Source organism: Burkholderia sp. SIMBA_062 (assembly GCF_046534765.1).
GTDB lineage: Bacteria > Pseudomonadota > Gammaproteobacteria > Burkholderiales > Burkholderiaceae > Burkholderia > Burkholderia ambifaria.
Genome location: NZ_JAWRYD010000032.1, coordinates 21353 through 33135 on the forward strand (window position 1 = coordinate 21353; position 11783 = coordinate 33135).

An 11783-nucleotide genomic window follows, 5' to 3' on the forward strand; every position below is an offset into this window, starting at 1 on the left:
CGCGAGCGGCGAGCATCGGAAAGGGCGATGTCAAGTTGAGTGCCGTGCTGGTTAGAATGATGGCATGAAGAAGAGCCAATCGCCTTACAAAGGTTTCCGGTTTCCGGCAGCGGTCATCAGCTGCGCGGTGCGCTGGTACCACCGCTTCAACCTGAGCCTGCGCGACGTCGAGGAGTTGCTGCTCGAGCGCGGTGTGACGGCTAGCTACGAGTCGATACGTAACTGGTGCGACCGGTTCGGCACGCAGTTTGCGCTCCGCGCAAAAGCCGCCCGCGGCAAGCCGGGTTCGACGTGGCATCTCGACGAGATGTTCGTGACACTGCGCGGCGAGCCGTACGTGCTGTGGCGCGCGGTGGACGAACACGGTGCCGAGCTGGATGTGCTGCTGCAAAAGCGTCGCGACAAGGCAGCGGCCAAACGCTTCTTTCGGCGGATGCTGCGCTTGTACCCGGTGCCGAAAAAGATCGTTACCGATCAGTTGCGCAGCTACCCGCAGCGAAAGCCGAGGTGCCCGAGCTGGCCGGCGTGAAGCACGTGTTCGTCAAGGCATCGGCCCGGGTCAATAACCGCGCGGAAAACAGTCAGCAGCCCACGCGTTGGCGTGAGCGCCAAACGCAGGGGTTTCGCGACCCGCGGCGTACCCAGGCGTTTCTCTCGCGCATGGGTGCCATCCGTCAGCACTTCGCCTTGCCTCGACACCGAATGAAGGCTACCAGCCATCGCGCGGCACTTCAGGCACGCCTGTCCGCTTGGCAGCGCTGGTACAACGAAAAACGGATCAAAGGCTCCCTTGGGTATCTCAGCCGAAAGCCTCGGGTTAACAACGTAAACCAATCCAAGAAAATAGCCGCATCCTCCGTGGGTCAGGATTCCGTACAAATCAACAACGCGTGATCACAGCGTCGCGCTTTGGCCAGGAACCGCGCGGTATATCGACCGGATTGTGCGGCAACGCACGCGACCGGCGCGATGCGACTCCGGCGCGGCAGCCATGCGCTTTCGTTATCGCGCAGCGGCCGTGGCGTGCGGCGTGCGCGCGACTTCGGTCGCGACCACACGGATCGCATCGATCAACGCGCGTGCCGCCGGCGACGGCGGACTGCCGGCGCGCGTCATCAGACCGATGTCGCGGGTCGTTTCGCGCATCGGCACGTCGAGCACGGCAAGCAACCCCGCTTCGCATTCGTAATGCAGTTGCTGCGCGGACAGCACCGCAAGCATGTCGGTGTGCAGCAGCACGCCGCGTATCACCGCGAGATCGGCGCTCTCGACCGTCGGCATCGGCGGTTTGAGCTTCATGCGCCGGAACAGCGATTCGAACAGCCCGCGCGCGGGCGAGTGGCTGCGCGGCAGGATCCATTGCGCGCCGGCGAGGCTCGTGAGCCCGAGATTGCGCACGTCGGCGAGCGGGTGATCGCGCCGCGCGAGCACGACGAGGTTCTCGGACATCAGTCGTTCGTTCTCGAGGTCGCTCGCCGGATCGCGCGCGCGCAGCGCGCCGAGGATGAAGTCGATGTCGCCCGCGCGCACGCCGGCGACGAGCGCCTCGTATGCGCTTTCGTCGGTGATCACACGCACCTTCGGAAAGCGCGTGACCGCTTCGGGCAGCATCAGCGTGCGGCCGAGCGGCAGCGCGCCGACGGTCACGACGCCCTGGATGCTGCCGTGCAGCGCGGCGACGTCGTCGGCGACGTGCCGCAGTTCGTTCAGCGCGCGCCGCACGTGCAGCAGGAACGTCTCGCCGTCGGCCGTCAGCAGCAGGCCGCGCGGATGCCGATGGAACAGCGCGAAACCCGCGCCGCTCTCGAGAATCCGGATCGCGCTGCTGACGGCCGGCTGCGTGACGCCGAGCGCACGCGCGGCGCTCGGCATGTGACGGCGCCGTGCGAGGGTCGAGAACAGCTGGAGCCGCCGCGTGTTGAGCAGGTAAGCCGGCAGGCCGCCGTCGGCCGATGCGCGGCGGCGCGACTGGCGGAGCGCACACCAGTTCGCGAGGGCGCCGAGTTCGGCGATCACGCGTTCGCCGCGCTTGAGCACCGCACGACCGACCGGCGTTGCAAGCATGCCGGACGGCTTGCGATCGAACAATGCTTCGCCGACGGCCGTTCCGCTCGGCGGGCGCCATCAACTGGCTGCCGTACATCATGCCGCCCGGCTCGACGGCGGAACCGCCAGCGGGCTGGCGTGGCTGGGCATCGGCCAGACCAGCCGTCATCGCGATCGCGACGCCGATCAGGCACGAAACGGTGAACCTGTTCACTGCGGACATGACGCTCTCCCGATCGTTTGCATGGTTTCAACCGTACGCAAAGCCGGCGGTCGAACCTTTGCCGCAGATCAAGTACGCCGGAGTAGCCGCCAATACCATCGAATACATGCCGGCGATCACGCTGTTGTCAAACGTGCGGCGCATCGTTCGACGTCACGGTGACGAAGCGTGGTGCGCGACTCGATTCCTGTCATTTCGGAGCTGCCAGCCATGTCGAATTCACGGCGTTATCGTGAAAGAACCGCGGAAGTTGCCGAGCAGATGCGTAAGCTTCGGCAGTCGCAGCCTGACCTCTTGTCCGCCTTCGGCGCGCTGGATGCGGCCGGGCGCGCCGACGAAGAGGACCCGCGAGCTGATCGCGTTGGGCATCGCGATTTCGTGCCGCTGCGACGACTGCATCGGTTTTCATATGCAATCGCTGATCAAGCTGAAGGTGACGCGCGAGGAGATCGACGAGGTCGCCGGTGTCGCCGTCTACATGGGCGGCGGCCCGTCGATGATGTACGCCGCACATGCGTTGATCGCGTTCGACGAGCTGTCGACGTGACGTCCGGCCTTGCTCGACCCTCGAACGTGACCTGAATCGTGATGTCAAAGAACCCTGACGTTGTTTCGGAAACCGTCGCCGACGCGACACTCGCGACACCCGCGATGGCCGCAGCGGCCACGCGAAGCACCTGGGTGAGCGTTGCGGTCAACCTTGCGCTGAGCATCGGACAAGTGGTGATCGGCATCCTGTCCCGATCGCAGGGTCTCGTGGCAGACGGCATTCACTCATTGTCCGACCTGATCGCGGATTTCGTCGTCCTGCTAGCCGGTCACCATAGTCGCAAGCCTGTCGACGAAAAGCATCCTTACGGCCATCAGCGCTTCGAAACCGGCGCGTCGCTCGCACTCGCGGCGATCCTGCTGCTGGTGGCTGGCGGGATGCTCTGGTCCGCCATCCAGAAGCTCGAGCATCCGGAAGCGATCGCGCGCGTCCACGTTGCGGCGCTCTGGGTGGCGCTCGTAGCGCTCGCCGCGAAGGAATGCCTGTTCCGTTACATGCTTGCGGTGGCAACGCGAGTGAAATCGGGCATGCTGGTCGCCAACGCATGGCACGCGCGCTCGGACGCCGCATCCTCGCTGGTGGTCGCGTGCGGCATCGTCGGCAACCTGCTCGGCTATCCGCTGCTCGATCCCGTCGCCGCGCTGGTCGTCGGCGGAATGATCGTGAAAATGGGCGCCACCTTCGGCTGGGACGCATTGCACGACCTGATGGATCGGGCGGCCGATGCCGAAGACGTGCAGGCGATCCGCGCGACGCTGCTTGCGACGCCGGGCGTGCTCGACGCGCACGACCTGCGCACGCGAAAGACCGGCGATCTGATCCTCGTGGACGTGCATCTCGACATCGACGCCGATCTCACCGTTGCGCAAGGGCACGACATCGCCGTGGCGGCGCGTGCTCGCGTGATGCGGCATCACCGTGTCCTGAACGTGATGACGCACGTCGATCCGCGCAAGCGGGAAAGCCTCGCCAAAGTCACATCCGTGATTCGCGGCCGATAGCAGACAACGGTCGGCCGACGCGGCCGTTCGACATGTCATGCACGTCTGGTGTCATTCAGAGCCGCGTGGACGATGGCCGCGCCGGAACGTCAACCGGCGTTCATCGACGAGCGCGCGCCAATCGAGCTTCATCAACCCGAACACGAGGCCGAGCAACACCAGTTGCGTGACCACGAAGTATCCGCCGAGGTACGTGCCTTCGAGTTGAGATTCCATGTCCAGCCGGCTCGACGCAAAGCGGCCGAGGTGCGCCCAGATCGCATAAGTCGTCGCGCGGCCGATGAAGAACGCCACCGCGATGATTCTGAGCGGCAATCTGGAAAGTCCGTATGCGATGAAGAGATAGTTCGACGGAAGCGGGCTCAATGCGTAAAAGAAGAATGCGCCGGCAGTGAGCGTCCTGTGCTTTCGCAGCCAGCGTGTGGCGACGTCGATATTCTCTCGATCGGATTCCCGTATCCAGCGGGAGCGGACGAGCGATCGTGCGAAGGTCGCCAGAATGACGCGGCCGGTTGTCGCCGCGCCGGCCGCCACGACGGCAAAGATCAACGGATTGCCGTCAGGCACGTTGAACCCGACCCATGACATCGCCATCCACGTGGGCGGAGCGAACGCCGGCATGAGATTCAGCAGAAGAATCAGCAGAAAAAGCACAGCCAGCGTCAGCACGATATCGACTCCCGGCCATCCGGTATCACGCCTCGATTTTGCTGAAGAAAGGAGGCGACCGCTTGACTCACGTCAAGCAACTTGCCGTGCCCGCAGTCCGCGGGAGGCCCTTCCTCGTGACCCATGTCAACGGTCGAAGCGCGGTGTTTTCTAGACTGGTGCCACGCCGTCTGCAACCGGGTTCGATCTCAGCGAATCCGTCCACGCGCGGCGCTTGGAAAAATTGTCATGTCCCGAATCCGTTGGTCGACCGATCTTGTGTTGCTGGTCGTGGCTGGCGTTGCGCTCGCCGCAGGAGGCGTGTGCGTGGCGTTCGGTCTGTCTTCATTCGCGCGAGTCGTCTGGCTGCTTGGTACGTTGCCCGTCTTGCTCGCGTTGACTGTATCCCTTGCAACGGCCGTGGCGAAGCGGCGGCCCGGCATCGACGTGCTCGCGTGGCTGGCGATCGGCCTCGCGATCGCGCTCGACGAGATGCTGACTGCCGCGGTAATTGCATTGATGCTGGCAAGCGGCCGTGCGCTGGAGCAGTATGCGCAGAACCGCGCGCAACGCGAGATGACCGCGCTGCTCGGCCGTGCCCCTCGGCAGGCAACCCGGTTCGAGAACGGCGAATGGCGTTCCATTGCGCCGGAAACCATCCGCCCGGGTGACAGGCTACTCGTGCGAAGCGGCGAATGCGTGCCAGTCGACGGAACGTTGACCGATGACGCGGAACTCGACGAATCCATGCTGACTGGCGAGTCGTCAACCCAGCCGCGACGCTCCGGAGAAAGCGCATGCAGCGGCGTGGTCAACGCCGGCGCGCCGTTCGAAATGGTCGCCCGCACGACGGCAGGCGACAGCACGTTTGCCGGCATCGTCCGCATGGTCGAACGTGCGCAACACGAGCGCAGTCCGTCCGTGCGTCTCGCGGATCGCTACGCCGCATTCTTCGTGCTCGCTGCGCTGCTCGTCGCGGGCATGTCCTGGCTGCTCACCGGCGACGTCGCGCGTGCGCTCGCCGTGCTCGTCGTGGCCACGCCTTGTCCGTTGATCCTCGCCGTGCCGGTCGCCATCGTATCCGGCATGTCGCGTTGTTCGAAACGCGGCATCCTGGTCAAAGGCGGAGGCGCGCTGGAACGTCTTGCTCAGGCGACGATCCTCTTCTTCGACAAGACCGGGACGCTGACAGGAGGGCGGGCGCGCATCGTTGCGATCGAATGCGGCACGGACGTCGAAGCGGATAATGTGCTGCGCTTCGCGGCGTCATTGGCCCAGGCATCGGGGCACGTCATTTCGGATGCACTGACGGTCGCCGCGCGGGAACGTCGGATCAATCTGTCGCCGCCGTCGATCGTCATGGAAACGGCGGGTGAGGGCGTGACCGGGCGGGTCGATAACCGGGCCGTCGTGATCGGGAAGTTCGGGTACGTCTCCGCCTCCTCGGCGGTTGCACCTTGGAGCGGCGCGTTCCTGAAGCGGGTTGGCAACGAGGGCGGCGCTGCCGTATTCGTCGGTGTCGATGGTGTCATGATCGGCGCGATTCAGATGGCCGACCAGGTGCGGCTGGAAGCGCCACGCGCATTGCGGCTGTTGAAACGTGAGGGCGTCGAGCGCCTCATCATGCTGACCGGCGACCGGCGGGACATTGCCCAGGCCGTTGGCGAGCTGCTGGGTGTCACCGACGTGCGCGCCGAGCAGACACCGACAGACAAGCTTGCCGCCATTCAGGCCGCTCGCAAGGAGGGCGTGACGATCATGGTCGGCGACGGTGTGAACGATGCGCCGGCGCTGGCGGCGGCCGATGTCGGTATCGCGATGGGCGCGCGAGGCGCGGCCGCGTCATCCGAAGCAGCCGACGTGGTACTGCTGGTGGATCGGCTGGATCGACTCGTGGACGCGATGCGCATCGCACGGCGGTCACGCCGGATCGCGCTCGAGAGCGTGGTGGCCGGCATGTCGTTGTCGGTTGTCGCAATGACGATTGCAGCGGCCGGACTCCTGCAGCCGATCGCCGGTGCGGTGATTCAGGAAGTCATCGATGTCGTCGTCATCGTCAATGCGTTGCGCGTGTTGCTGGTTCGCCCACGGCCGACGGATGCTCGGCTGGCCGATGTCGACGTCGAGCAACTCAAGCGCGAGCACACGGCGTTGTCACCGTTGCTCGACCAGATCAGGGATCTCGCGGATCGCATGCCGCAATTATCCGGAGCGACCATGACCCGCGAGCTTGCCCAGGTAATCGACTCGCTGGAAGAACGGTTGCTGCCGCACGAACGCACCGACGATCTGGACGTATACGCGCGTCTTGCTCCGCTTCTCGGTGGCGAGGATCCGCTTGCAGCGATGAGCGGCGCCCACCGGGAGATTTTCAGGATGGTCCGATCACTCAGACAGATGGCCGTGGACCTGCCGCGCGACGGAACGAACACCACGCAGGTGCATGCGATACAACGCTTGCTGTACGGGCTGGAGGCAATCGTACGCCTGCATTGCGCTCAGGAGGAAGAGCTGTTCCACGCCGTGGGAGGGGATGCGTGATGACGAAACGCATCACGCACGCGACGGGTTCACGAGCAGGACCGGCGTTTTCGTGATGCGAGCCACGCGACCGGCCACGCTGCCGACGAGCCCCCCCGTGACGCCTCGCCGCCCGTGAGTGCCCATGACGATCATGTCCGCATTCCATTCGATCGCGTCGCGTACGATCAGATGGGGAACGTCCGCGCCGGTTCGATCCGCGTGAATCAGTTGCGACTGCGCATGTCTGGCCGTGCCTTCGAGTATGGCCGTGGCACCCTGGAGTACATGATTTCCTTCGCCGATCAATGCTTCTTCCAGTTCCCCGCCAAGGACGAAGTCGCCCAACATTGGTGGGCGATCAACCACGTATATCGCACGGAATTCGGTGTCGGGCCGCGAGAATGTCAACCCTGTCCGCAATGCGTCGAGTGCGATCGCGCTTCCGTCGACGGCGAACAACATCCGCCGTGGCAGGTGCTCGGCAACCGACGCGAAACCTTCCGGAACGATGAGCAGCGGGCACCCGACGAGTTTGCCGAGCGGGCCTGAAACCGTCCCTTCGACCCATCCGAGCAGGCCATGATGCTGACGTGCGCCGACGATCAGGAGTTTGGCCTGCCAGGTTTGCGCGCTGTCGATCAGCGCATCCACGACATCCCCGCCGTGCGTTGACAGGTCGATGACTTCCGTGTCGATGGCGAGGTCGTCGCGATCCATCGCGGCTTTGGCGCGAGACAGCGCGTCGGATGCGTCTCGAAGCAACTCGTCGCGCGCCGCTTCGAGAAATGCCATGGTTTTCGATCCGAGCGGGACGAGCGTTCTCGGGTTTTCCGCAACGCTGACGATGCGCACCGCTGCATTCGGCGGAACGAAGGCTTTGGCATACGCGAGTGCATGAGCGGATGCGGTAGAACCGTCGATGGCGATCAGCACCCGTTGGGGAGCGGGGACTGCCTGGAGGGGGGAAGTCGTTGTGCTCATGAATGTCTCCCGATGGGAACCGCCGAACGTACCTGCGGCAATTTTTCGCTTGCGCGGTTTTTCCGGTTTGACCTTTGTCAAGCACCATCGTCGTCGCGATACCGGGAGAAATGTCGAAGCGCGGGACGGTGTGCCGATTCTGACGCGTCCAGCGGCGGGGGACGCGCGCAAATGCGCCGGTCATGACAGCTGTGGCGCACACATCGGGTGCCGATAAAGCGAAAGCCGTCGCGGAGTGACTGGAGTCTCGGTAACCGCTATCGACTCCCGGTTCTCGTCAGCGGGCCGATTGCGAGGCTAGCTCACCTCATCCGGGATCGCATGGACAATAATCGAGAACAATCTTTCTAGATCGCCCTCGAGCCTTTCGTCTTCGAACGGATCGCGATTTGTTTCGAAGGCGGCGTCGATCTCGGCCCAGTCGTCCCTCGTCAACAGACGTTCGGCGGCCGGCAAGATCAGTGTCTCTTCCAGGCACCGATGGTCCGCATAAAACTCCGCGTAATTGTCCATCAGTGCGCCCAGTGTGCGAAGCGCAGAGGCGCCCTTCAACTCGTACCGCGTCAACGCATGCTCCAGATTTCGCAGCTCCAGGTCGCCTCTTTCGTGCTGAGCCTCCAGTTCGTCAAGGACGCTGTCGAACTCGTTCGTTCGATTCCGCAATGGGCTGAACAGGTAGAGATCCGTAAGCGTCAATCTGAGGCCGTCTTGACGATCAGAACTTGACCTCTGAGAGTCGCTGATTCGCGAGCACGAGATCGAAGGCGGCAGGATCGAAGCTGCCGCCACACCACTCGAGGAAGTGGTCGTGCTCCTCGTGCGTCGGGCCGGTGATCGCTTCGAGGAAGTCGGCATATCCTGGCACTCCACCGACGTCTTCCGGTGGACACGCATTCTGCCCGTCCAGGCACAGCGGCCGGCGCATGTCTGGATCAGGCGCCAGCGCCTTCTCGACCTTGATCCGATGCTGCCAGTTGTCACCGTAGTCGTAGATGTAGGTGAATGACTTCAGCTCGCCCAGCGCCTTCGCCAGCGTGACCCGTGCTTCATTGAGCATCGGTGGATCGCTCTGGAATCCGAAGTCATCAGGTTCACCATAGTTGGTTTCGCCGAAGACGAACTCGTGCAGGTGCCCGCCTTCCCAGCCCATGGCCAGTTGCAGCACGACGTGCAGCTTGCCCAGCCGGATCGAGCCGGGAACGATGATTCGTCGCCAGATCGCCGGCTTGATGTACTTCAGCTCAATGCGCAGTACGTAATCGGGCACTGGCGCCTTGACCAGGCGCACGGCAGGTTTGCGGGGTTGGACCATCGGATTGATTGTCAGGCGGCTTGCTGCTCAATGTGTGCAGCCGGCATCAGGCGCCACGGCAGCAACTCGTCGATGCGGTTGATGGGATGATCGGCGATGCGCTCAAACACCGTGCGCAGGTAGGCAAACGGCTCGATGCCGTTCAGGCGCGCCGTACCGATCAGGCTATAGATCACCGCCGCGCTTTGGCCACCGCCGTCGGAGCCTGCGAACAGATAATTGCGCCTGCCGAGAACCAGCGGCCTGATCGCGCGCTCCGCCGTATTGTTGTCCACCTCGACGCGCCCGTCTTCACAATAGCGTGTGAGAGCGTGCCAGTGCCCCAGCGAGTATCTGATCGCCTTCGCCAGCCCCGACTTCGCTGAGACCTGTGACAGCGTGTGTTCGAGCCAGGCCTTCAGCTCAGCGAGCAATGGGGCCGAGCGCTGCTGACGCGCAGACAGGCGCACGTCTGGCGTCTGGCCGCGAACCTCGCGTTCAACAACATACAGCGCCCCGACGCGGCGCAGTGCTTCTTCGGCAATCGGTGAGCTGTCCAGCTTGTACAGATCGTAGAACTTGCGCCGCGCATGGGCCCAGCACCCGGCCTCGATGACCGTGCCGTCACGATACAGCGCGTCATACCCGCTGAAGGCATCTGCCTGCAGGATTCCCGTGTAGCCCGCCAGATGTTCCCGAGGTCGCTCACCTTTGCGGTCGGGTGAGTACCTGTACCAGACTGCTGGTGGCGCGCGGCTCCCTGCTGGGCGGTCATCCCGCACATAGGTCCACAGGCGCGCCGTGCGTGTCTTGCCACGCCCCGGCTCCAGCACCGGCACGGGCGTGTCGTCGGTATGGATCTTGTCTGCGGCGCGCACGTAACCACCGAGTGCATCGGACAGCGGTTGCAGCAGCGCAGCCGCTTCACGAACCCACGATGCCAGTGTTGCCCGGTCCAGTTCGATGCCCGCGCGGCGATAGATGCCGGCCTGCCGGTACAGCGGCATATGGTCAGCGTACTTCGCGACGACGACCTGCGCGAGCAGCCCGGCACCCGTCATCGAGCGCGCTATCGGTCGCGAAGGTGCTGGCTCCTGCACCACTGCAGCACAGCGCGGGCAGCTCAGCTTCGGACGTACGTGACGCAGTACCTTGAAGTAGCCGGGCACATAGTCGAGCACCTCCGAGGCGTCTTCGCCGAGCGCGCGCATCTGTTTGCCGCATTCCGGGCATCCGCAGTTCGTTGGCGCATGAACAACCGTATCGCGAGGTAAATGGGCAGGAAAGTGCCGCGGTTTACGGCGCAGTGGAATAAGGTTCGTAGTAGCCGCCGTATCCGCAGTCGCGTCGGCATCAGGCGCCTTCTCCGGTGCGGCCACATCTGGTTCAGGAACAGGCAGCTCACCGAGCGCGAGCTGCAACTGGTCCATCAGTTCTGTCATGCGCTCCGATGAGCGGCCATACTGCCATCGCTTCAGTCGCGAGATCTCGGCCAGCAACTGCGCGATGGTCTCGTCGCGCGAGGCAACGATGCGCTTGAGGGCGGCGATGTCATCGGGCAGATGGTTGGCTGGCATGCATGCCAGTGTAAATGAAGCCCATGCGCTTGTGGGTTCCCGCTACGCGGCGTGCGTCGGCTGCCACGTCCGCTCTGGATGCCGCCAGTCAATCCCCTCGAGCAGCATCGACAGTTGGGCGGCTGACAGATGGACTGTTCCCGAGTCCGCCTGCGGCCACACGAAGCGTCCACGCTCGAGTCGTTTCGCGTACAGGTTCATGCCGTCGCCGCTCCACCATAAAATCTTGATGAGGTCACCGCGACGCCCACGAAACAGGAAGATGTGCCCCGAGAAGGGATCACGTCCGAGCGCTGACTGCACCAGTGCGGCAAGTCCATCCATGCCACGGCGCATATCGGTAACGCCCGCTGCCAGCCATACGCGGGTACCGCCTGGCGGCGCAATCATGCTGGCATCAGGCAGCGCAGCACGAGGCGCAACTGCACGGGGTCGACCATGCCCGTGACGCGTACACGGGCACCGTTCAGTTCGATCTCGATGCCCGACGCTGCCGGCACGCTCTCGCGATGTGGCTCGACAGGCTGTAGAGCGAGCGACGCCGGTTCTGCGGTCTCGCCGATCGGTGCATCTGGTAGCGCTACGGGCAGCAACACCGCTGTGCTGTGCGCCACCCCTTCAAGCAGGCCCGCCCGCAGTTGCCGGCGCCACTTGAACACCATATTCGGATTCAGTCCGTGCGCCTGCGCGAGCTTGGCCACCGAAATACCCGGCTCGCACGCCGCGACGGCAACTTGCCGTCGGTACTCTGGTGTGTAGTTCGGTCGGCCCTTGCGGTTCGATGATCGCGCATTCCGTGTGTCCAAAGTAGTCCCCATCACTTGAAGTAACGGACATCACTTTGGACACCGGCTTCAGCTCTGTCCATGCGGCCACGAAATGACGCTTACAGAGATCCTCTTTGGGATGATGTATCTGCTGTGGATATTCCCGGATGTAATAA

General features: G+C 63.9%; 9 protein-coding genes and 4 pseudogenes. 5 read left to right on the forward strand and 8 right to left on the reverse strand.

The window, feature by feature from the left end; translation table 11 throughout:
* Positions 1–64: 64 nt before the first annotated feature.
* Positions 65–894: pseudogene (locus tag SB786_RS27855) on the forward strand (IS6 family transposase).
* 108 nt (positions 895–1002) lie between these two features.
* On the opposite strand, the pseudogene SB786_RS27860 reads toward SB786_RS27855, so the two are convergent.
* Positions 1003–2103: pseudogene (locus SB786_RS27860) on the reverse strand (LysR family transcriptional regulator); the annotation flags it as partial.
* Between the two features lie 376 nt (positions 2104–2479).
* On the opposite strand from SB786_RS27860, the pseudogene SB786_RS27865 reads away from it, so the two are divergent.
* Positions 2480–2816, forward strand: a pseudogene (locus SB786_RS27865) (carboxymuconolactone decarboxylase family protein).
* Between the two features lie 41 nt (positions 2817–2857).
* Positions 2858–3820, forward strand: coding sequence for a cation diffusion facilitator family transporter (locus SB786_RS27870; RefSeq protein WP_410730292.1), 963 nt, complete (start codon positions 2858–2860; stop codon positions 3818–3820).
* A gap of 51 nt (positions 3821–3871) precedes the next feature.
* On the opposite strand, the gene SB786_RS27875 is transcribed toward SB786_RS27870, so the two are convergent.
* Complete coding sequence (locus tag SB786_RS27875; protein WP_165753281.1) at positions 3872–4489, reverse strand: VTT domain-containing protein; 618 nt, start codon at positions 4487–4489, stop codon at positions 3872–3874.
* 228 nt (positions 4490–4717) lie between these two features.
* Here SB786_RS27875 and SB786_RS27880 point away from each other — a divergent pair, with 228 nt between their 5' ends.
* The gene (locus SB786_RS27880; RefSeq protein WP_410730293.1) at positions 4718–7009 is read left to right on the forward strand and encodes a heavy metal translocating P-type ATPase; all 2292 of its coding nucleotides are present in this window, start codon (positions 4718–4720) and stop codon (positions 7007–7009) included.
* A 12-nt stretch (positions 7010–7021) separates the two neighbouring features.
* On the opposite strand, the gene SB786_RS27885 is transcribed toward SB786_RS27880, so the two are convergent.
* Positions 7022–7972: a universal stress protein gene (locus tag SB786_RS27885; protein WP_410730335.1), complete on the reverse strand. Its 951-nt coding sequence runs from the start codon at positions 7970–7972 to the stop codon at positions 7022–7024.
* 146 nt (positions 7973–8118) lie between these two features.
* Between SB786_RS27885 and SB786_RS27890 the strand changes: the two are divergent.
* A pseudogene (locus SB786_RS27890) lies at positions 8119–8211 on the forward strand (cytochrome C); the annotation flags it as partial.
* 58 nt (positions 8212–8269) lie between these two features.
* On the opposite strand, the gene SB786_RS27895 reads toward SB786_RS27890, so the two are convergent.
* Genes SB786_RS27895 through tnpA form a run of 5 tightly spaced genes read right to left on the reverse strand, consistent with a single transcriptional unit; the run spans position 8270 to position 11658 of the window.
* A complete protein-coding gene (locus SB786_RS27895) occupies positions 8270–8668 on the reverse strand; it encodes a hemerythrin domain-containing protein (protein WP_410730294.1) in 399 nt (132 codons plus the stop codon).
* 19 nt (positions 8669–8687) lie between these two features.
* A complete protein-coding gene (locus SB786_RS27900; protein WP_410730295.1) occupies positions 8688–9284 on the reverse strand; it encodes a plasmid pRiA4b ORF-3 family protein in 597 nt (198 codons plus the stop codon).
* An 11-nt stretch (positions 9285–9295) separates the two neighbouring features.
* Positions 9296–10840 carry an IS66 family transposase gene (tnpC, locus tag SB786_RS27905; RefSeq protein WP_410730296.1) on the reverse strand — a complete coding sequence of 515 codons (1545 nt, stop codon included), beginning with the start codon at positions 10838–10840 and terminating at the stop codon, positions 9296–9298.
* Between the two features lie 42 nt (positions 10841–10882).
* Positions 10883–11230, reverse strand: a complete 348-nt coding sequence (gene tnpB, locus SB786_RS27910; protein ID WP_074295443.1) for an IS66 family insertion sequence element accessory protein TnpB — start codon at positions 11228–11230, stop codon at positions 10883–10885.
* Positions 11227–11658, reverse strand: coding sequence for an IS66-like element accessory protein TnpA (gene tnpA, locus SB786_RS27915; RefSeq protein ID WP_410730336.1), 432 nt, complete (start codon positions 11656–11658; stop codon positions 11227–11229). Before tnpA ends, tnpB begins: the two co-directional genes overlap by 4 nt.
* Between the last annotated feature and the right edge of the window lie 125 nt (positions 11659–11783).

Coding starts and splice junctions, on each gene's coding strand:
- SB786_RS27870 (WP_410730292.1), top strand. CDS start 2,858: ATGTCAAAGAACCCTGACGTTGTTTCGGAAACCGTCGCCGACGCGACA.
- SB786_RS27880 (WP_410730293.1), top strand. CDS start 4,718: ATGTCCCGAATCCGTTGGTCGACCGATCTTGTGTTGCTGGTCGTGGCT.
- SB786_RS27885 (WP_410730335.1), bottom strand. CDS start 7,972: ATGAGCACAACGACTTCCCCCCTCCAGGCAGTCCCCGCTCCCCAACGG.
- SB786_RS27900 (WP_410730295.1), bottom strand. CDS start 9,284: ATGGTCCAACCCCGCAAACCTGCCGTGCGCCTGGTCAAGGCGCCAGTG.
- tnpC (WP_410730296.1), bottom strand. CDS start 10,840: ATGCCAGCCAACCATCTGCCCGATGACATCGCCGCCCTCAAGCGCATC.
- tnpB (WP_074295443.1), bottom strand. CDS start 11,230: ATGATTGCGCCGCCAGGCGGTACCCGCGTATGGCTGGCAGCGGGCGTT.
- tnpA (WP_410730336.1), bottom strand. CDS start 11,658: ATGGGGACTACTTTGGACACACGGAATGCGCGATCATCGAACCGCAAG.